Raw genomic sequence first — 19,282 nt, 5'->3', positions numbered from 1 at the left:
GCCGCGCCACCACAGGGCTTGATCCGCCGGGGGTCGGCCCGCTAGCGCAGGGCGCATGGACCGGATGCCCGCCACCGATGAGGATGCCGCCGAGGCGCTTGCCCGGCTGGCCGAGACGATCGCCCGGCACAACCGGCTGTATCATGCCGACGATGCGCCCGAAATCAGCGATGCGGATTATGATGCGCTGGTCCGGCGCAATGCCGCCATCGAGGCCGCGTTCCCGCATCTGGTCCGCGCCGATTCGCCGTCGCGTCAGGTGGGCGCCGCGCCGGCAGGGCACCTGACCAAGGTGGCCCATGCACGCCCGATGCTGAGTTTGGACAACGGATTTTCGGACGAAGACGTCGCCGATTTCCTGGCCAGCGTGCGCCGGTTCCTGAAGCTGCCGGTCGACGAGCCGGTTGTGCTGACCGCAGAGCCAAAGATCGACGGCCTGTCCTGTTCGCTCCGGTACGAGGGGCGGCGGCTGGTTCAGGCGCTGACCCGTGGGGACGGACAGGTGGGCGAGGATGTGACGGCCAATGCCCTGACCGTCGCCGACATTCCCCGCACGCTGCCCGCCGATGCACCCGACCTGTTCGAGGTGCGCGGCGAGATTTACATGGCCAAGGCGGATTTCGCCGCGCTCAATGCCCGGCTGGCGGCGGAGGCGGAGGAAAGCGGCAAGCCCGCCCGGCAATTCGCCAATCCGCGCAACGCCGCTGCCGGATCGCTCCGGCAAAAGGATGCCGCCGTCACGGCCAGCCGCCCGCTGCGGTTCTTTGCCCATGGCTGGGGGGAGGCAAGCGCGCTGCCCGGCACGACGCAGGGGGCGGTGGTCGATGCGCTGCGCCGCTGGGGCTTTCCGGTCGCCCGCCATTTCGCGGTCGCCGACACGCTGGCTGCCGCGCTTGGCTTGTACCGCGCGATCGAGCGGGAGCGGGCCGACCTGCCGTTCGACATTGACGGCGTGGTGTACAAGGTCGACCGGCTGGACTGGCAGGATCGGCTGGGCTTTGTCGGCCGCGCGCCCAGATGGGGGCTGGCCCACAAATTCCCGGCGGAACGGGCGCAGACGACGCTGAACGCCATCGACATTCAGGTCGGGCGGACGGGCAAGCTGACCCCCGTTGCGCGGCTGGAGCCGGTGACGGTGGGCGGCGTGGTCGTGACCAACGCGACGCTGCACAATGCCGACGAGATCGGCCGGCTGGGCGTGCGCCCCGGCGACCGGGTGGTCGTGCAGCGCGCAGGCGACGTCATCCCGCAGATCGTGGAAAACCTGACCCGCGACGAGCCGCGCGAGCCATGGCTGTTTCCGGCGCATTGCCCCGAATGCGGATCGGAGGCGGTGGCCGAGGAGGGCGAGGTCGACATTCGCTGTACCGGCGGGCTGATCTGTCCGGCGCAGCGCATCGAGCGGTTGCGCCATTTCGTCAGCCGCGGCGCACTGGACATCGAGGGGCTGGGCGAAAAGACCATCATGGAGCTGGTCGGGCTGGGCTGGATCGGAGAACCGGCCGATATCTATCGCTTGGCCGGGCATCGCGACGCCCTGTTGCAGCGCGAGGGGTGGCAGGAAAAGTCGGTCGACAATCTGCTTGCCGCAATCGAGGCAAAACGGTCGCCCGACGCCGCCCGGCTGCTGTTTGGGCTGGGCATCCGCCATGTCGGCGCGGTGACGGCGCGCGACCTTTTGCGCCGGTATGAAACGCTGGATGCCGTCAGGGACCTTGCCGATGAGCTGATCCGCCTGCGCGAGGCGCATCATCCCGCGCTGGGCGAGGATGCGCGCAAGGCGCAGGCGCGGCTGGACAAGGCGCTGGCGGAGCGGATCGGGGTGGATCAGATCGGCGCGGCTGTCGCCCATGCGCTTGCTGACTTTTTCCACGAACCGCACAATCGCGCCGTCTGGGACGATCTTCTGGCGGAGGTCAGCCCGCCGCCTTTCGTGGTCGAGGCGCGGGCATCGGAAGTGACGGGTCAGACGGTGGTATTCACCGGTAGCCTGGAAACCCTGTCGCGCGACGAGGCCAAGGCGCAGGCAGAGGCGCTGGGGGCCAAGGTGGCGGGCTCCGTTTCGGCCAAAACGGACCTGGTTGTTGCCGGTCCGGGCGCGGGCAGCAAGCTCAAGAAAGCCGCCGATCTCGGCATCCGGGTGATCGATGAGGCAGCATGGTCGGCCATCGTTGCCGCGGCGCAGTGATGCAATTTTGCAACGCGGCAAATCTTCGCGTCGCCCCCCTTTGCGCATTGTAACATTCCGGCAATAATGCCGTCCCATGGGCGGCGACAGACGGTGAAATGCACCGCATCCGCCTGTTTGGGGCTTTCAAAGGGAAAACGATGCGAAACCATCTGTTTATGGGCGCGGCTGTTGCTGCGCTGATGATGCCTGCCGCGGTCAGCGCGCAGCAGATCACCACCGGAATCGAGGGGACGGTCACGGACGAATCGGGTGCACCGCTGACTGGTGCAACCGTGACGATCACGGACACCCGCACGGGCGTCGAACGGACCCAGGTCACCGGCTCGACCGGCAGTTTTCGGACGGATAGCCTCGTCACGGGCGGTCCATACACCGTGCGCGCCGCCGCCGATGGGTACGAGGGCCAGACGATCGAGGGTGTCAACCTGACGCTGCAGGGCAATACCAGCCTCAATTTCAACCTTACCAGTGGCGCGGGCGATATCGTCGTCACCGGCGCGCGGGTCACGGTCACCCAGCTGGCGATCGGCCCGGGCCAGTCGTTCGGTACCGAGGATTTGGAAACCTTCCCCTCGATCACCCGCGACATTCGCGACATCATCCGCATCGATCCGCGCGTCAGCCTGGACCGTCAAAACGAAGTCGATCGCATCTCGTGTCTGGGCGGCAACGACCGTTCGAACACGTTCAGTATCGACGGCATTCAGCAGGCCGACATCTACGGTTTGAACGGCACGCCGTTCGCGGCCCGCAACGCCCAGCCGATCCCGTTCGACGCCGTCCGCGAAACGTCGGTCGAATTCGCGCCGTTCGACGTTCAGTATGGCCAGTTCACCGGTTGCGCCATCAACGTCGTCACCAAGTCGGGCCAGAACACGTTTCATGGCTCGGCCTTCTTCAACTATGCCAGCGACTCGCTGCAGGGCAATTCGCTGAACGGCCGCGAACTGAACATCGCGCCGTTCGAGGAAAAGCGCTGGGGCGCCGCGCTTTCCGGCCCGATCATCAAGGACAAGCTGTTTTTCTCGTTCGCGTATGAGGAGACGGATCTTGGCGATGTTGAGGACACCGGCCTGATCGGTTCCAACTATCCCAACGAAGTCAACTTCGCGAATCTCGCCCAGTTCGAGCGGTTCTCGCAGATCGCGCGTGAAGTGTATGGGGTCGATCCGGGTCCTGCGGGCCAGAGCCTGCCCGAATACAGCGTTCGCTATTTCGGCCGCCTGGACTGGTACATCACGGAAGGCCATCGCTTTGAGGCGACGTATCAGCGGCTCAAGGAAAGCAACATCGAACCCGACGATTTCGGCGCTGATCGGTTCACTGGCCTCAACTCCTATGAGGACGAAGGCACCGACGCCAGCTTCTACTCGGCTCGCCTCTATTCCGACTGGTCGGACATGTTCTCGACCGAAGTGCGGGTAAGCCGTGCAGATGTCGCCGACGTCCAGGGCCCGCTTGGCGGTGGCGAAGCGCAGTCTGCGAATCCGCTTCCCCGTCTTGTTGTCGGTGTGTCGCAGCCCGGACCGAACAATACCCGCCTCGACGGCTCTTTCGTTGCCGGCCCGGGCTTCAGCCGTGCGGCAAACGATCTGCAGACCCAGGTGGACCAGCTGAAGGTTGCTGCCCACATCAAGCCTGAAGGGCACGACATCACCATCGGCTTCGAAGCCAATCAGGCGGATGTATTCAACCTGTTCGTTCAGAACGCGACCGGCACGCTGACCTTCGCCAATCTCGACGATTTCGCTGCTGGCCTGCTCACCATTGGCGGTAACAGCAATCCGAACGGAACGCAGATCGTCAACGGTGCAACGGCGACCGGCAACAACGGTGCTTCCGGCGCCTACACCAACGCGACCCCGACGCTGGATGTGAATACCGCGGCCGCCGCGTACAAGCGGACGCAGTTCTCGATCTATGCTCAGGACAGCTGGCAGGTCACGCCCCGTCTCAACGTGCTCGCGGGTGTTCGCGCCGACTGGTTCGACGGCGGCTCGCCGCAGACCAACCCGGAATTCATCCGTCGTTACGGTTTTGCCAACAATGTCAGCTTCTCGAACATTCCCGTCGTGGTGCAGCCGCGTGTCGGCTTCACCTACAACTTCGAGAATGACGGTTTCCTGACCAACAGCCAGCTCAAGGGCGGCGTCGGCATCTTCTCCGGCGGCGATCCGTTGGTCTGGGTGTCCAACGCATTCCAGAACAATGGCCGTGCAATCGGTTTCGGCGATCTGGCTAACGCGCTGTGCAACCCGATCCGGGTTGGTGGCCGCGTGGATGTCGTCAACGCTCAGGGTCAGTTCACCGGCGTTCCGGGCTGTGTCTTCCAGGCTGCTGCCGATCAGGCCAATCGTGGTCTGGCCGACACCCAGTCGACCGATCCGAACTTCCGCATCCCGACCGTGCTGCGCGCCAACCTGGGCTTTGCAACCCGGATCGGTACCGCCAGCGGCCTGTTCAGCGACTGGAACCTGAACCTCGACTATATCTATTCCAAGTTCCGGAACCCCGCGTCGTTCGTCGATCTGGCTCAGGTTGTTCGCACGACGAGCGGCCTCAACGGTTTCACCGTCGATGGTCGCCCGATCTACGCCTCGATCGACCCGACGGTGGCGGGTTGTACGGCCGTGCTGCAGAACCAGGGTGGTACGCCGCCGACCTATACCAACATCAATGCGCCCTGCTTCAACACGCAGCGTGACGATGAAATCCAGCTGACCAACTCGGCCGGATTTGAAAGCCATGCGGCGTCGGTCATCCTGTCCAAGCGGTTCGACAGCGGTTTGTTCACGGCAGGCGGCACCACCCGGTTCAATCTGGGCTATGCCTTTACCGATGCCGAACAGCGCCGGTTCAACAATGCGACCACGGCCGGTTCCAGCTTCGACGGCGCCACGCTGTTCGATCGTCAGGATCCTGAACGTCAGCGGTCGTCCTATGCGTCCAAGCACAACATCACGCTGGGCCTGAACTTCCGTGAGCAGTTTTTCGACGAGTACGACACCAGCTTCGGCTTCGTGTTCGTTGGCCGTTCTGGTCGTCCGTACAGCTACGTGTTCGCCAATGGCGGCGTGTTCGCAGACAGCGTTTCGGGTACGTTCAACAATCCGATCTATGTGCCGACCGGCGTATCCGATCCTAACGTCGCTCCGACCAGCAACGCTGCTGCGGTGGCTGCGTATGATCAGTTCATCAGCGGTAACGACTGCGTGTCGAAGTATCGCGGCCGGACGATGCCTGCCAATGTCTGCGAGAATGACTGGTTCTTCGACCTGGACCTGCGCTTCAGCCAGGAACTGCCCGGACCGGCGAACTTCTTTGGCGTGAAGGACCGCTTCACCCTGTTCGCTGACTTTGACAACTTCCTGAATCTGATCGACAGCAATTGGAACATCAGCCGTACCGTCGGTAACAATGTCGGTGTCATCGATAGCGGCGTGGATGCTCAGGGTCGTTATGTCCTGACCAACTTCTCGAACCGAGAGAATAATCTGGTTTCGACCTCGCCGTCGCTGTGGCGCATCCAGCTGGGTGTCCGTTACGGCTTTTGATCAACGCATCGACAACCCCTTTCACCGCCGTCCCAGCAATGGGGCGGCGGTTTTTCTTTGGCGCTGGCGGGCCGGATTTGCTCCGGCGGCAATCCGCGCCTAGATTGGCGTCGATGCGTCCGCCCGTGCTTTCCCGCCCGTTTTTCGAAGACAAGAGCCGCGCCTTCTGGGTGCTGCAGGCGGCGGGCTGGTCCGGCTATCTGCTGCTTCGTACGGTTTCCAGCATTTCGAACAGCTTTGACGTCGACACCGTCCTGTCGGTGATGATCAATGCCATTGTCGGCTATTGCCTGACGCTGCTGCTGTCCGTGCTTTATGCCATGTACCGGCGATTGCCGCGCCTGTCGGGCATTTTGCTGACCGTGCTGACGCTGGTCGGGGCGACGGGGCTGTATGCCGTCATCGATGCCTTTACCTTCGTCTTCATCCGTCAGGCGGCGCCCAATGTCGATCTTCAGCTGGTGCTGGGCCTTGTCTTCCTCAACTTCACGGTGCTGGCCGGATGGTCGGCGCTGTATTTCGGCATCAATTTCTATCTGATCGTCGAGGCGCAGATCGATCAGATGCAGCATCTGGAAAGCCAAGCCAGTTCGGCTCAGCTTGCCATGCTGCGCTATCAGCTCAACCCGCATTTCCTGTTCAACACGCTCAATTCCATCTCGACGCTGGTGCTGCTGAAACAGACCGAGCGGGCGAATGCGATGCTCAGCCGGCTGGCCTCGTTCCTGCGCTATACCCTGGCGAACGAGCCCACCGCGCACGTGCCGCTGGAACAGGAGGTGGAGACGCTGAAGCTCTATCTCGAGATCGAGAAGATGCGGTTCGACGAGCGTCTGCGCCCAAAGTTCGATATCGATGTGCGCGTCGCCCAGGCCCGGCTGCCCTCGCTGATCCTGCAGCCGCTGGTCGAAAACGCGATCAAATATGCGGTGACGCCGCTGGAGGAGGGGGCGGAGATCGCGGTTGTCGCTCGCCTCAACGGGGAACGGGTGCAGATCACCGTGTCGGACACCGGTCCCGGCTTGATCGACCGGCCAAAGCGGCCAAGCCTGTCGACTGGCGTAGGACTGACCAACACGCGCGAGCGGTTGGCCCAGGCCTATGGCGACCAGCATCGTTTCGAAACGCGATCGAAACCAGGTGGGGGATTCAGCGTTCTGATTGAATTGCCCTTCCAGCTGGAAGAACCCGATCGAGAGGCAGCATGACAATTCGAACCATTTTGGTCGACGACGAACCGCTGGCGATCCAGGGCCTTGAGCTTCGGCTTCAGGCGCATGAGGATGTCGAAATCGTCGAGAAATGCGGCAATGGCCGCGAAGCGATCCGCGCGATCAAGACGCACAAGCCCGACCTTGTGTTTCTGGACATTCAGATGCCCGGCTTTGACGGGTTTTCGGTGGTGCAGGGCCTGATGGAGGTCGAACCGCCGCTGTTCGTGTTCGTCACCGCCTATTCCGATCATGCCATCCGCGCGTTCGAGGCGCAGGCATTCGATTATCTGGTGAAGCCGGTGGAGGAGAGCCGCCTCGCTGACACGCTGGAACGCGTGCGCCAGCGGCTGACCGAAAAGCGGGGTAGCGCCGAGGTCGAAAAGCTGAAGGAAGTGCTGGCGGAAGTCGCCCCCGATGCGGTCGAGGGGCTGAACGTCGGTTCCGATGCACCGGAATCGAGCCGGTACGAGCGGCTGATCAACATCAAGGATCGCGGCCAGATTTTCCGCGTCGATGTGGACAGCATCGAAAGCGTGGAGGCGGCGGGCGATTACATGTGCATCAAGACCGCCGACAACACGCTGATCCTGCGTCAGACGATGAAGGACCTGGAAAAACGGCTGGATCCGCGCCGGTTCCAGCGGGTGCACCGGTCGACCATCGTCAACCTGGACCTGGTCAAGCAGGTGAAACCGCACACCAATGGCGAATGCTTTCTGGTGCTGGATTCAGGCGCGCAGGTAAAGGTGAGCCGCAGCTATCGCGACGTGGTGGCGCGTTTCGTCCACTGACCCTGGCGAAGCCCCGGTTGATGCCGGGGCTTCATGCCGGGCGGGATGATTGAGTGGGGGCCAGCGTCCGCCGGCACCATCGATCAGTCGGCGCTGGCGTCGCCCGTGTCGGCGGCTTCGTCGGCAGCGTCAGCCGCGCCGACATCCTGATACCATGCCTCGACCGGGCCGGTCAGCTTGATGGTCAACGGCTGACCATGGCGATCGACCTTCTTGCCCAGCTGGACGCGGATCCAGCCTTCGGAAATCGAATATTCCTCGACATCGCGGCGTTCCACGCCCTTGAACCGGATGCCGATGCCACGGCGCAGGGTTTCGGCATCGAAATGCGGGCTGTTGGGATTGACGGACAGATGGTCGGGGGGCGTGTCGCTCATGCCCGCCGCATAGCGGGGCGATGGCCGGATGCCAAGCTGGCTTTGGCCCTTTGCAACAGTTCAGTCGGCCGTATCGGCCAGATAGCCGTGAACGGCGGATACGACCACCGATCCCTCGCCAACCCCGGATGCCACGCGCTTGACCGACCCCGCGCGGACATCGCCCACGGCAAAGATGCCTGGCTGCGATGTTTCGAACAGGCGGTCGCCCTGCGTCTGGACGAACCCCTTGTCGTCCAGCGAGACGCAACCCTCCAGCCATGCCGTATTGGGCTGCGCACCGATCATCACGAACAGCGCGCCGACCGCCTTGTGCGTTTCCGCGCCTGTATGACGCTGGGTCCAGCGGACGGAGGCCAGATGGCTGTCGCCCTCCAGCGCTGTCATCTCGCTATGCGGATGCAGGGTCACCGTTTCGCACGCTTCGATCCGTTCGATCAGATAGGCCGACATGGTGTCCGCAAGGCCGCGCCCGCGCACCAGGATGTGGACATGGGCGGCATGGCCGGACAGGAACATCGCCGCCTGACCCGCCGAATTGCCGCCGCCTATGACGACCACCTCGCTGCCCGCGCACAGGCCCGCCTCCATCGCCGTCGCGGCGTAATGGATGCCATTGCCCTCGAACCGGTCATATCCGGCCAGGTGATCCAGCTTGCGATAGCGTGCGCCGGTGGCGATCACGATGGCCCGCGCCTGCACGCTTGCGCCGTCGTCCAGTATCAGGCGATAGGGCCGAGCTTCGCAGTCGATGCCGCTGACGCTGCGCGAAACGGCAAGCCGGGCGCCGAATTTCTGTGCCTGAACCTGCGCCCGGCCGGCCAGCGCCTGGCCCGAAATCCCGGTAGGAAAGCCAAGATAATTCTCGATCTTGGAACTGGTGCCCGCCTGTCCGCCCGGAGCCATCCCCTCGATGATCAGCGTCGACAGCCCCTCTGACGCGGCATAGACGGCGGCCGCCAGCCCGGCCGGACCCGCGCCGACCACGGCGACGTCATGCACCTGATCCGGATCAAGCCCGACGGTCAGCCCCAGGGCATCGGCCAGATCGGCATTGCTGGGATTGCGCAGCACGCCGCCATCGACCAGCACCACAGGCAGGGCATCGGCATCCACTCCGAACGCATCAAGACAGGCGGGCAGGTCTGCCTCCCGCTCCGTATCCACCGTCTGATGGGGATAGCCGTTCCGAGTGAGGAAGGTTTCGATCCGCGCCGTTGCGGCTGCATGGGCCGGCCCCACCAGCGTGACCCCGCCCTGCCGGTGGCGCATCAGGCCCACCCGGCGCAGGATGAAGGCGCGCATGATGATCTCGCCGATATCCGGCTCTGCGGCGATCATGCGCCGGAAATCGGGCCGGGCGACGCGAATGACGCGCGTATCGGCCGCCGCCTGCCCGCTGACCAGGATTTTGCGGTCGTTGAACAGGTCAAGCTCGCCGGTAAACTGACGCGGCTGGTGATGGTGAACGATGCGGTCGCCATCCTTGGCATCATGATCCAGGATCGCGATGCTGCCCTGTTCGACCAGAAAGAAATCGACGCTGCGGTCGCCGCGACGGAACAGGAAACTGCCCTGTTCAGCGGGTTCTGACCGGCCATAAGCGGCAATGCGTCTGGCCATCGTTTCGCTCAACACCGGAAAGGTCTGTGCCGTCCGGGCATAGGGATCGTCCGGGGCGAGCGGTGCCGAATCGCGTTGCGTCATAGACCCAGCGTAACCCGGTTTCGTTACGCCGCCGAGTCACCGCATGCGCGATCCCTAGCTGGGGAAAAAGGCGGCGCCGATGGGCAGCGCCGCCTTTCCGGTTGGATCAGTAGCAATACCGGACGCGCACCCGCCGGCCTTCATAGGGATCCCAGACCCGGCGCACGTCGCAGCGGCGATAATCCCGGTACCGCTGGGCGTAATATCCATTGGCGGGATAATAACCGCGATCGCGATAATAGCGGCGGTCATAATCCCAGCGGCGATCATCCCAGCGGCGGTCGTAGTCGTGGTAGCGGCCGCGATCCCGGTCGGCCAACGCCGAGCCGATCACGATCCCCGCAATGCCCCCAACGATCGCGGCGGCGGCGACGTCACCGCCCCTGTCCCGGTCGCGATAGCGATAGCGCTGCGCTTCTGCCGGGCTTGCTGCGGTCAGCGTCGTGGCAACCAGCACTGCGCCCAACCCGATCTTGTTCAACATCGTCATCTCGGATGCTCCTCATTCTCCCCGCCCCCGGCCGGATGACGGCGCATCCAGCTTTCGGCATGGGATCATTCATGGCAGCATCGCGCTGAATGGAGGTGGAACCCCCCATTCAGCGGCGGTTTATCGCAGGGGACAGCAACGGCATGGCGCACTGGCTGATGAAATCCGAACCGGACAGCTATGGCTGGGCCGATCTTGAGCGCGATGGCGCGACGCTTTGGGATGGCGTGCGCAACAATGCCGCGCGGCTGCACCTGCGTGCGATGCGGGCAGGCGACACGGCCTTTTTCTACCATAGCGGCGCGGAAAAGGCGGTCGTCGGCACCATGGAGGTGACCGGCGATCCCGTGCCCGATCCAAAGGATGGCGAGTGGGTCGCCGTTCCGGTACGCCCGCTTCGCGCCATGCACCCTCCTGTGCCGCTTGCCGCGCTGAAGGGTGAGCCGGCGCTGGCCGGCATGGCGATGCTGCGCCAGTCGCGCCTGTCGGTCAGCCCGGTCAGCGATGCGGAATGGCAGGCGGTGCTCGCCATGACCGGTTGACACGGACGGACAGACACGGCCCTCTTTCGCCACCAGGAGAAGAGGCCATGACCCCGATGATCGACCGCCGCACGCTGATCGGGATGGCTACCGCCATGCCGCTGGCCGCTTCGTCCCTGACCGCTCCATCTCTCGCCACACAGCCGGTGACGGCCGTTGCCCGGCACGGCAGGCTTCAGGTGAGGGATGGCCGCCTGACGGATCAGTCGGGAAAGCCGGTCACGTTGCGCGGCATGTCGCTGTTCTGGAGCCAGTGGATCGGCAAATACTGGAACGAGCCGACGGTCCGGCGGCTGCGCGACGATTGGGGCATCACCCTGATCCGTGCAGCGGTGGCCGTGGATCAGGGCGGCTATCGCGAACATCCCGACCGGGAATGGGCAAAGCTGGAAACGGTGGTCGATGCCGCCGTGGCACTGGGCCTGTATGTCATCGTGGACTGGCACGCGCATGAACCGCACCCGGCCGATGCCGCTGCCTTTTTTGCCCGGGTGGCGCAGCGATGGGGCGCGCTGCCCAACCTGATCTACGAACCCTATAACGAGCCGCTGCAGAACCATGGCTGGTCCGATGTGCTCAAGCCCTATCACCGGCAGGTGCTGGCCAGCATCCGCGCCCATGACCTGCGAAATCTGGTCGTGCTGGGCACCCGCACCTGGAGCCAGGCTGTCGAGGAGGCGGCGGCCGATCCGGTTGCCGATCCCAACATCGCCTATACGCTGCATTATTACGCAGCCACGCATAAGCAATGGCTGCGCGATGCGGCCGACCGTGCGCTGGCCAAGGGCGCGGCGCTGTTCGTCACCGAATATGGCGTCACCGAAGCCAGCGGCGACAAGTCGATCGATGCGGCAGAAGCGCAGGCGTGGTGGGACTGGATGGAAGCGCGGGGGATCAGCCACGCCAACTGGTCGGTCAGCGACAAGGCGGAGCTATGCTCGATCTTTACGCCTGGAACGACAACCGATGGTCGCTGGACCGATGCCAACATCACGACCGCGGGGCAGCTGGTCAGGAACGAACTGCGTCGCCGAAACTCAGCTGCAGCATGATCCCGTCCCGCTGTGCTTGCGCCTGCCGGATTCAGGCCGAACCAGTCGCGGCAGGGCAGCCGGTGATGTCGTCGGCTGCGCGGGTCCGCCCGCCCGCTTTTTTGCCGATTATTGTTTAACGGCATCGAGTATATCGAAAAGCAATAAAACCGATTGACCCCGCCACCGCATTCGCATATCGAAAAACAATAACGACAACATCGAGGTTCGATATGACGAAGGTTCAGGAACTACGATCCGGCGGGGTGCTGTTGCCCGTCGCCACCGTGACGGTCCGGATCATCACGATCGTGCTGTGGGTTGCGCTGGGTGTGGTGCTGATCACCATCCCGGCTGCTATCGTGTTGCAAGGGGAGATTGCCAAGGTTCTGGCCGACGGATTGACGCAGGACCGGGCGATCGGTGATCCGGCGACACTGCCGTGGCGCATCGTTGCGGTGCTGAGCGGGGCGGCGATGCTGATGGCGCTGACCATCGCGTTCTTCACGCTGCTCTATCGCATCGCCTGGTCGGTACAGGCCGGAGACCCGTTCATCCCGGAAAACGCCGTGCGGCTGCGGCGGATGGCCTGGCTTTTCCTGGCAACGGAGGCGGCCAGCGTCGTGCTCGGCATCACTGCCCGGGCGCTGCTGCCCTTTGCCGACCAGGGCGGGGGCGGTATCGAGATTTCCGTTACCGGCCTGATCGCCATCCTGGCGCTGTTCATCCTGGCTCGCGTCTTTGAACTGGGCACGCAGATGCGCGCCGAGATCGAGGGGACGGTGTGATGCCGATCATCGTAAAGCTGGACGATCTGCTCCACGCCCGCCGCATGACGCTGTCCGAACTGTCGGATCGGGTCGGGATCACGCTCGCCAACCTGTCCATCCTGAAGACCGGCAAGGCAAAGGCGATCCGGTTTTCCACCCTGAATGCGCTGTGCCGGGAACTGGATTGCCGCCCCGGCGACCTGCTGGACCATGTGCCGGGCGATGAGGAGGCGGACGATGAAACTGACGCTTGAATTCAGCCTGCCGCCCCGGATCGTCGCGATCCTGTTTCTGGTGGCGGTGACAGTGCCCATGCTCGGTTAAGCGGCGGACACCAAAAAGCGGCCCTGGCGTCAATCGCGCCAAGGCCGCCTTCGGTTATGGCAATGCCGTTAGCGGCTGGCCGATTCCATCCCGTCCAGGCCCTTGCTGACCAGGATATTGACCGACACACGGCGGTTCTGCGCCTTGCCTTCCTCGGTCGTGTTGTCGGCCAGCGGATCGGCCTCTGCCATGCCGGTCGGGGTCAGCATGCGATACGGCTTCCACCCGCAGGCCTGCTGAAGGTAGTTCACCACGCGGCCCGCGCGCTTTTCGCTCAGGGTCTGGTTGAATTCCTCATCGCCCGTGGAATCGGTGTAACCGACGACCAGCAACAGCGCGTTGTCCATTGATTCGGCCTGCTGGGCGGCGCTGCACAGCGCGGCCTTGCCTTCTTCCGACAGCACGGCCTTGCCGGTGTCGAAGTTCACATTGGTCGTCGCCTTCACGTTGTACTGATCGATGTTCGCCACCCGTCCGCGCAGGTCCGCAACGCGGGTCCGCACTTCTTCGGTCGCGGCGGTCTGCTCGGCAAAACGCTGGTCGGTGCCCGAACGGATCATCGACGCGACCTTCAGATCCTTGTTCGCCAGCTTGACCTGGCTGGCGACCAGACCGCCGCTCCACTGCTTGGTCTTGATCGTGACGGGCAGGCCGTTGAGCAGCGAATCGGCGGCCAGCTTGCTGCGGCCAAGGCCCAGAAAGCCGCCGCTGCCGGTCACGCGCGTACCTTCGCTGACCAGCACGACGTTCTGCTGACCATCCTTGGTCGTCACCTGGATCTGATTGGCGTTCCGGGCGGAAATGATGCCCTGAACATCGGGGCCTTCGGGCAGGCCGGCGGGATCGGGCACATCGCCGACGACATTGATGTCGGGACCCGACTGGGTCGGCATCGCCTGTTCCTGCGGGACCTGTTCCTGCTGGGGTGCCTGTTCCTGCGCCATCAGGCTGGCGGGCGCCGCGCCGGCCATCAGGGCCAGCGCGATGAACATTCGGCTTTTTCCGGAAAGAGTGGACATAAGACTGCTCCTCAACACACGATGAATGACCGCCATCGCGTGTTGAAATCAGCCTTTCGCCCAGATGAACAAGCCGTCATCCGGCCCGATTGTCACGGCGACGTGACCAGCCCGCGCGGTGGACCGAACGGTATCGATCCGGCCGGCGCGGGCCTGTTCAGGGTCAGGCAGCGTCTTTCTTGCGGCTTGCCTTCTTGCGCTCATGCGGGTCGAGAATCGCCTTGCGCAGCCGGATCGTCTTGGGCGTCACCTCGACCATTTCGTCATCGTCGATATAGGCGATGGCCTGTTCCAGCGTCATCTTCTTGGGCGGGGTCAGGCGGATCGCGTCGTCCTTGCCCCCCGATGCGCGGAAGTTGGTGAGCTGCTTCGCCTTCATCGGATTGACCTCCAGGTCATCCGTCTTGGCGTTCTCGCCGATGATCATGCCTTCGTACAGCGCCTCGCCATGCCCGACGAACAGGATGCCGCGATCCTCAAGCGACGCCAGCGCATAGCCCTGTGCCTCGCCCGAACCGTTGGAGATCAGGACGCCGTTCTTGCGGCCCTCGATCACGCCCTTGTGGGGGCCGTACTTTTCGAACAGCCGGTTCATGATGCCCGTGCCGCGCGTGTCGGACAGGAATTCGCCGTGATAGCCGATCAGGCCGCGCGACGGGGCGCTGAACGTGATGCGCGTCTTGCCGCCGCCGGACGGCCGCATGTCGGTCATCTCGGCCTTGCGCTGGTTCATCTTGTCGACGACCGTGCCCGAAAATTCCTCGTCCACGTCGATGACGACGGTTTCATACGGTTCCTCGCGGCCATGTTCGCCATCGCGGAACAGCACGCGCGGGCGGCTGATGCCCAGTTCGAACCCTTCGCGGCGCATCGTTTCGATCAGGACGCCCAACTGAAGTTCGCCGCGGCCGGCCACTTCATAGCTGTCGCGGTCGGCGCTTTCGGTCACCTTGACCGCCACGTTCGATTCCGCCTCGCGGAACAGGCGGTCGCGGATCATGCGGCTGGTCACCTTGCTGCCCTCGCGGCCCGCAAACGGGCTGTCGTTGACGGCAAAGCGCATCGACAGGGTGGGCGGATCGATCGGCTGTGCCTGCAGCGGCACGGTGACGCTGGTGTCGCAGATGGTGTTGGACACGGTCGCCACGGCCAGACCGGCCAGCGAGATGATGTCGCCTGCCTGCGCCTCCTCCACCGGCACGCGGTCCAGGCCGCGGAAGGCCATGATCTTGGACGCGCGGCCTGCCTCGATCACCTTGCCGTCGCTGTCGAGCGCATGGATCGGCTGGTTCAGGCGGACGGTGCCGCTTTCCACGCGGCCGGTCAGGATGCGGCCAAGGAAATTGTCGCGGTCGAGCAGGGTGACCAGGAACTTGAACTCGGCATCCGGATCGACGCTGGGCGGCGGCACATGGGCGACGATCTTTTCGAACAGCGGGGTCAGCGTGCCTTCGCGCGCTTCGGGATCATCGCTGGCATAGCCGTTGCGGCCCGAGGCATAGAGCACGGGGAAATCCAGCTGTTCATCGGTCGCTTCCAGCGTGACGAACAGGTCGAACACCTCGTCCAGCACTTCCTGAACGCGCGCATCGCTGCGGTCGATCTTGTTCACGACGACGATGGGCCTGAGGCCCAGCTTCAGCGCCTTGCCAGTCACGAACTTGGTCTGCGGCATCGCGCCTTCGGATGAATCGACCAGCAGGATGACGCCGTCGACCATGCTCAGGATGCGCTCCACCTCGCCGCCGAAATCGGCGTGGCCAGGCGTGTCGACGATATTGATGCGCGTGCCGTTCCATTCCACGCTGGTCGGCTTGGCCAGAATGGTGATCCCGCGTTCCTTTTCCAGGTCGTTGGAATCCATCGCGCGTTCTTCGACGCGCTGGTTGTCACGAAAGGTGCCGGACTGGCGGAAAAGCTGGTCCACAAGGGTCGTCTTGCCATGATCGACGTGCGCGATGATGGCGATGTTGCGCAGATTCATTCAATTTTCCCGGAAACAAGTTGGCGCGCGCATAGCCGAGTTGCCGCAGATGCGAAAGGGCAAAGGCGGATGACCCGTTCGCATTCACCCGCTATCGATGCCGCAACGACACGATGGGGGGATGCAAAGTGGCGCAGGCGAATGGATCGCGCGTCGATCTGGTCGACGGGTTGCGGGGTTATGCGCTGTTTGGCTTGTTCCTTGTCCACCTGATGGAACGGTTCGAGCTTTACTGGCTCGATCCCCGGCCGGACGCCGTGCTGGACTGGGTGTTCTTCATCTTTGCCGGCAAGAGTTTCGCCCTGTTCGCCCTTTGCTTCGGGTTCAGCTTCGCCACGATCATGGCCAATGCCGAACGCCGTGGACAGAAAGGGGCAGGACGCTTTGCGTGGCGGCTGGTGCTGCTGTTTGCGATCGGCACGCTTCATGCGCTTTGGTATCGGGGCGACATTCTTCAGGTGCTGGCCGTGATGGGCCTGCTCCTGATCCCGGCCCGGGCGATCCGGCGACCCCGCTGGTTGATCGCCCTGGGTCTCGTCTGCATTGCCAATCCGCTCCTGATTGCACGCGCGCTTGCCGCAGGCGCGGGGACTGGCTGGGCGCAGCAGCCACCGGTGTTCACCGGGGATACGGGACTTTCGATCCTGGCCAATGGCAGCCTTATCGACTTGGTTGCGGTCAATGCCGGGCCGGGCATGGCGGGCAAATGGTCCTTCTATCTGGACACCGGTCGGTTGTTGCAGATTGCGGGCCTGTTCCTGTTCGGCATGGCCATGGCGCGCAGCGGACTGCTTGCCGCACCGGAGCGGTTTGTCCGCGAGCGCCGGGCCATCCTGATCGCGGCATTTGCCGTGGCGACGCCGCTCTATTTCCTTTCCAACGCCCTGCTGCCGCCTGCTGCCGACGCCGGGGGGCAGCCCATGCACCGCGATCATTGGAACTGGGCACTGGCCAGCTGGCAGGCAACGGCATGGATGCTGGTGCAGGCCATGTTGTTCATCGCCCTTTGGCGGTCGCCGATCGGCGCTTTGCTGAGGCCGTTGGCTGCACCCGGGCGTATGACGCTGAGCTTCTATATCGGCCAGTCTTTGCTGTTCGTGCCGCTCTTCTACGGATTTGGCCTGCGCCTGTTCGATGCCGGATCGCACGGGCTATGGCTGCTCGTCGGCCTGCTGGCCTTTTCGGTGCAAATCCTGATCGCGCGCTGGTGGCTGGCCCGCTTTCGCTACGGTCCGCTCGAATGGCTGTGGCGGATGGCGACGCGGATGGAACGCGTGCCGATCGCCCGGACTTGATCGATCGGGTGTATTGCCCATATCATACAGTTGAAGGATGTGCCGAACCCCGTCATGCTTGGGTTTCTGGCATGGAGGGATGAATGGCCACCGAAACCGCGACTGCAACCGCCGATCTTCAGCTGACGCCGCCCGATCCGGTGCCGGTTGTGGCGGCGACCAAGGCGGCGGGGCTGGTGCCCGTGGACGAGGCCAAGCGGACCGAGCTTGAAGCGCGGGTGGACCAGTTCGTCGACGATCTGGTGGCGCAGGACGTCAATTCGCCCGAATTCGGCAAGCGCGTCGATGCGATCACCGCAATGGGGCAAAAGGAAATCCGCGAGGCGGCGGGCCAGTCCAATCGCTTCCTCGATCGCCCGGTCAAGGCGATGGACAAAGACAGCGGCATCGGTGCCGACCTTATTGAACTGCGCCGCACGGTTGAGCGGCTGGACCCCGGCGCCAACGGCAAGTTCTTCAACAAGCGCGGTTTTCTGGACCGGATCTTCGGCGACAAGATCAACAATTATTTCGACCAGTACAAATCCTCGCAAAGCCATATCAACGGCATCCTGAAGTCGCTGGCCAGCGGCAAGGACGAGCTGTTGATGGATAATGCCGCCATCGATGTGGAGCGGCAGAATCTGTGGGCGGCGATGGGCCGGCTGGAACAGATGATCCATATCAGCAAGGCGATGGACGCCCGGCTGGAGGACCGCGCCAACGATCTGGACGCGACCGACCCGGCCAAGGCCAGGGCGATTCGCGAAACCGCGCTGTTCTATGTCCGCCAGCGGACGCAGGACCTGCTGACCCAGATGGCGGTGACGGTGCAGGGCTATCTGGCGCTCGATCTGGTCAAGAAGAACAATGTCGAACTGGTCAAGGGCGTGGACCGGGCCAGCACGACCACCGTGTCCGCACTGCGCACGGCAGTGACGGTGGCCCAGGCGCTGACCAACCAGAAACTGGTGCTGGATCAGATCACGGCGCTGAACACCACCACGGCGGGCCTGATCGATTCGACCGGCGAAATGCTGAAATCGAACACGGCGCGCATCCATGAACAGGCGGCGTCCAGCACGATCCCGCTGGAAACGCTGCAACGCGCGTTCCAGAACATCTATGATACGATGGACGCCATCGACACGTTCAAGCTGAAGGCGCTGGACAGCATGAAGACCACGGTCACGACGCTGTCGAACGAGGTGGAAAAGTCCAAGGGCTATATCGCCCGTGCCGAGGGTCAGGCCGCCAATGCCGGACAGGGCGGGGCGGACCTTTACAAGCTCGAGTCGCTGTGACCGACGTCGACCGCGAGATCGAGCGGGCAAGCGCCGTTCTGGATCGCACGCGCGACCGGTATCGCGCGCGCGGACGCCAGCGGCGGGAGGCGGAGATCCTGCGCCGCCTTGGCCGGATCGCGGTGGCGGACATCGCGATCATCGTGGCCGCGCTGGCAATCGGCTGGTTCATCCCGCTCGGTATGGGCGGCGCGTTGCTGGTGATGGGGCTGCTGATCGCGGTCACGCTGTTCTTTGCGATCTTTCCGCTGGTTCCAGCGCCAACGTCCGAACGGCTGGCCGAAGTGCCGTTAAAGGCATTGCCGCAGCAGACAGAGGCGTGGCTGGAGCGGCAGCGGCCGCTGCTCCCTGCGCCTGCGCTCAATCTGGTGGACCGGATCGGCGTTCAGCTGGACGCGCTGGGTCCGCAGCTGGCCAAGGTGGGCGAGGGCGATCCCGCCGGGTTCGAGGTCCGCAAGCTGATCGGCGAGCAGTTGCCGGAACTGATCCGCGGCTATGAACAGGTGCCGCCGACGCTGCGCAAGGTGGAACGGCACGGCCGCACGCCGGACCAGCAGCTGGTCGACGGCCTTGCCCGGATCGATCAGGAGATTGCGGAGATGAACGCCCAGCTTGCCGAAGGGGCGCTCAATCAACTGGCGACGCGCGAACGCTATCTGCAGATCCGCTATCAGGGCGACGGCCAGGGCTGAACCATGGCCGGTCGCGGC

16 protein-coding genes are annotated in these 19,282 nt (G+C 64.0%); 11 read left to right on the top strand and 5 right to left on the bottom strand.

Going from position 1 to position 19,282, the window contains the following annotated elements:
- The first annotated feature begins 55 nt into the window (after positions 1 to 55).
- From ligA to NYR55_RS08230, 4 genes are all read left to right on the top strand, one after another.
- The gene (gene ligA, locus NYR55_RS08245) at positions 56 to 2,188 is read left to right on the top strand and encodes an NAD-dependent DNA ligase LigA (RefSeq protein ID WP_260020734.1); all 2,133 of its coding nucleotides are present in this window, start codon (positions 56 to 58) and stop codon (positions 2,186 to 2,188) included.
- Positions 2,189 to 2,286: 98 nt separating this feature from the next.
- Entirely contained in the window at positions 2,287 to 5,745 is a 3,459-nt protein-coding gene (locus NYR55_RS08240) for a TonB-dependent receptor (protein ID WP_260020733.1), read from the top strand.
- 113 nt (positions 5,746 to 5,858) lie between these two features.
- Positions 5,859 to 6,953 (top strand): sensor histidine kinase, encoded by a 1,095-nt coding sequence (locus NYR55_RS08235; RefSeq protein WP_260020732.1) that lies wholly within the window; start codon positions 5,859 to 5,861, stop codon positions 6,951 to 6,953.
- Positions 6,950 to 7,750 (top strand): LytTR family DNA-binding domain-containing protein, encoded by an 801-nt coding sequence (locus tag NYR55_RS08230; RefSeq protein ID WP_260020731.1) that lies wholly within the window; start codon positions 6,950 to 6,952, stop codon positions 7,748 to 7,750. The genes NYR55_RS08235 and NYR55_RS08230 overlap by 4 nt, the downstream gene beginning before the upstream one ends.
- A gap of 83 nt (positions 7,751 to 7,833) precedes the next feature.
- Here the strand turns inward: NYR55_RS08230 and NYR55_RS08225 are convergent, their stop codons facing one another.
- The 3 genes from NYR55_RS08225 to NYR55_RS08215 all read right to left on the bottom strand — a co-directional run bounded on the left by NYR55_RS08225 (position 7,834) and on the right by NYR55_RS08215 (position 10,324).
- Positions 7,834 to 8,127 (bottom strand): DUF3297 family protein, encoded by a 294-nt coding sequence (locus NYR55_RS08225; RefSeq protein WP_260020730.1) that lies wholly within the window; start codon positions 8,125 to 8,127, stop codon positions 7,834 to 7,836.
- A 60-nt stretch (positions 8,128 to 8,187) separates the two neighbouring features.
- Positions 8,188 to 9,834, bottom strand: coding sequence for an FAD-dependent oxidoreductase (locus NYR55_RS08220; protein ID WP_260020729.1), 1,647 nt, complete (start codon positions 9,832 to 9,834; stop codon positions 8,188 to 8,190).
- Positions 9,835 to 9,940: 106 nt separating this feature from the next.
- A complete protein-coding gene (locus NYR55_RS08215; RefSeq protein ID WP_260020728.1) occupies positions 9,941 to 10,324 on the bottom strand; it encodes a hypothetical protein in 384 nt (127 codons plus the stop codon).
- A 143-nt stretch (positions 10,325 to 10,467) separates the two neighbouring features.
- Here NYR55_RS08215 and NYR55_RS08210 point away from each other — a divergent pair, with 143 nt between their 5' ends.
- The 4 genes from NYR55_RS08210 to NYR55_RS08195 all read left to right on the top strand — a co-directional run bounded on the left by NYR55_RS08210 (position 10,468) and on the right by NYR55_RS08195 (position 12,921).
- Positions 10,468 to 10,866, top strand: a complete 399-nt coding sequence (locus NYR55_RS08210) for an EVE domain-containing protein (protein WP_260021602.1) — start codon at positions 10,468 to 10,470, stop codon at positions 10,864 to 10,866.
- A gap of 47 nt (positions 10,867 to 10,913) precedes the next feature.
- Positions 10,914 to 11,918, top strand: a complete 1,005-nt coding sequence (locus tag NYR55_RS08205; protein WP_260020727.1) for a glycoside hydrolase family 5 protein — start codon at positions 10,914 to 10,916, stop codon at positions 11,916 to 11,918.
- 212 nt (positions 11,919 to 12,130) lie between these two features.
- Positions 12,131 to 12,685 carry a DUF2975 domain-containing protein gene (locus tag NYR55_RS08200; RefSeq protein WP_260020726.1) on the top strand — a complete coding sequence of 185 codons (555 nt, stop codon included), beginning with the start codon at positions 12,131 to 12,133 and terminating at the stop codon, positions 12,683 to 12,685.
- Positions 12,685 to 12,921, top strand: coding sequence for a helix-turn-helix transcriptional regulator (locus NYR55_RS08195; RefSeq protein ID WP_260020725.1), 237 nt, complete (start codon positions 12,685 to 12,687; stop codon positions 12,919 to 12,921). Before NYR55_RS08200 ends, NYR55_RS08195 begins: the two co-directional genes overlap by 1 nt.
- A gap of 138 nt (positions 12,922 to 13,059) precedes the next feature.
- Here the strand turns inward: NYR55_RS08195 and NYR55_RS08190 are convergent, their stop codons facing one another.
- Complete coding sequence (locus tag NYR55_RS08190) at positions 13,060 to 14,010, bottom strand: OmpA family protein (protein WP_260020724.1); 951 nt, start codon at positions 14,008 to 14,010, stop codon at positions 13,060 to 13,062.
- Between the two features lie 163 nt (positions 14,011 to 14,173).
- On the bottom strand, positions 14,174 to 15,994 hold the full coding sequence (gene typA, locus NYR55_RS08185; protein WP_260020723.1) for a translational GTPase TypA: 1,821 nt from the start codon (positions 15,992 to 15,994) through the stop codon (positions 14,174 to 14,176).
- A gap of 128 nt (positions 15,995 to 16,122) precedes the next feature.
- Between typA and NYR55_RS14985 the strand changes: the two genes are divergently transcribed.
- The 3 genes from NYR55_RS14985 (at position 16,123) to NYR55_RS08170 (ending at position 19,264) form a co-directional block, all read left to right on the top strand.
- Positions 16,123 to 17,289 (top strand): DUF418 domain-containing protein, encoded by a 1,167-nt coding sequence (locus tag NYR55_RS14985; protein ID WP_260020722.1) that lies wholly within the window; start codon positions 16,123 to 16,125, stop codon positions 17,287 to 17,289.
- A gap of 83 nt (positions 17,290 to 17,372) precedes the next feature.
- Complete coding sequence (locus NYR55_RS08175) at positions 17,373 to 18,572, top strand: toxic anion resistance protein (RefSeq protein WP_260020721.1); 1,200 nt, start codon at positions 17,373 to 17,375, stop codon at positions 18,570 to 18,572.
- The gene (locus NYR55_RS08170) at positions 18,569 to 19,264 is read left to right on the top strand and encodes a hypothetical protein (protein WP_260020720.1); all 696 of its coding nucleotides are present in this window, start codon (positions 18,569 to 18,571) and stop codon (positions 19,262 to 19,264) included. The genes NYR55_RS08175 and NYR55_RS08170 overlap by 4 nt, the downstream gene beginning before the upstream one ends.
- Positions 19,265 to 19,282 lie beyond the last annotated feature (18 nt).

Source organism: Sphingomonas sp. BGYR3 (assembly GCF_025153455.1).
Lineage (GTDB): Bacteria > Pseudomonadota > Alphaproteobacteria > Sphingomonadales > Sphingomonadaceae > Sphingomonas.
This window is presented reverse-complemented; position numbering and strand designations above follow the sequence as displayed.

Bases quoted from the DNA above. Each gene is read 5' to 3' on its own strand.
- ligA (WP_260020734.1), top strand. From the start codon at position 56: ATGGACCGGATGCCCGCCACCGATGAGGATGCCGCCGAGGCGCTTGCC.
- NYR55_RS08240 (WP_260020733.1), top strand. From the start codon at position 2,287: ATGCACCGCATCCGCCTGTTTGGGGCTTTCAAAGGGAAAACGATGCGA.
- NYR55_RS08235 (WP_260020732.1), top strand. From the start codon at position 5,859: ATGCGTCCGCCCGTGCTTTCCCGCCCGTTTTTCGAAGACAAGAGCCGC.
- NYR55_RS08230 (WP_260020731.1), top strand. From the start codon at position 6,950: ATGACAATTCGAACCATTTTGGTCGACGACGAACCGCTGGCGATCCAG.
- NYR55_RS08225 (WP_260020730.1), bottom strand. From the start codon at position 8,127: ATGAGCGACACGCCCCCCGACCATCTGTCCGTCAATCCCAACAGCCCG.
- NYR55_RS08220 (WP_260020729.1), bottom strand. From the start codon at position 9,834: ATGACGCAACGCGATTCGGCACCGCTCGCCCCGGACGATCCCTATGCC.
- NYR55_RS08215 (WP_260020728.1), bottom strand. From the start codon at position 10,324: ATGACGATGTTGAACAAGATCGGGTTGGGCGCAGTGCTGGTTGCCACG.
- NYR55_RS08210 (WP_260021602.1), top strand. From the start codon at position 10,468: ATGGCGCACTGGCTGATGAAATCCGAACCGGACAGCTATGGCTGGGCC.
- NYR55_RS08205 (WP_260020727.1), top strand. From the start codon at position 10,914: ATGACCCCGATGATCGACCGCCGCACGCTGATCGGGATGGCTACCGCC.
- NYR55_RS08200 (WP_260020726.1), top strand. From the start codon at position 12,131: ATGACGAAGGTTCAGGAACTACGATCCGGCGGGGTGCTGTTGCCCGTC.
- NYR55_RS08195 (WP_260020725.1), top strand. From the start codon at position 12,685: ATGCCGATCATCGTAAAGCTGGACGATCTGCTCCACGCCCGCCGCATG.
- NYR55_RS08190 (WP_260020724.1), bottom strand. From the start codon at position 14,010: ATGTCCACTCTTTCCGGAAAAAGCCGAATGTTCATCGCGCTGGCCCTG.
- typA (WP_260020723.1), bottom strand. From the start codon at position 15,994: ATGAATCTGCGCAACATCGCCATCATCGCGCACGTCGATCATGGCAAG.
- NYR55_RS08175 (WP_260020721.1), top strand. From the start codon at position 17,373: ATGGCCACCGAAACCGCGACTGCAACCGCCGATCTTCAGCTGACGCCG.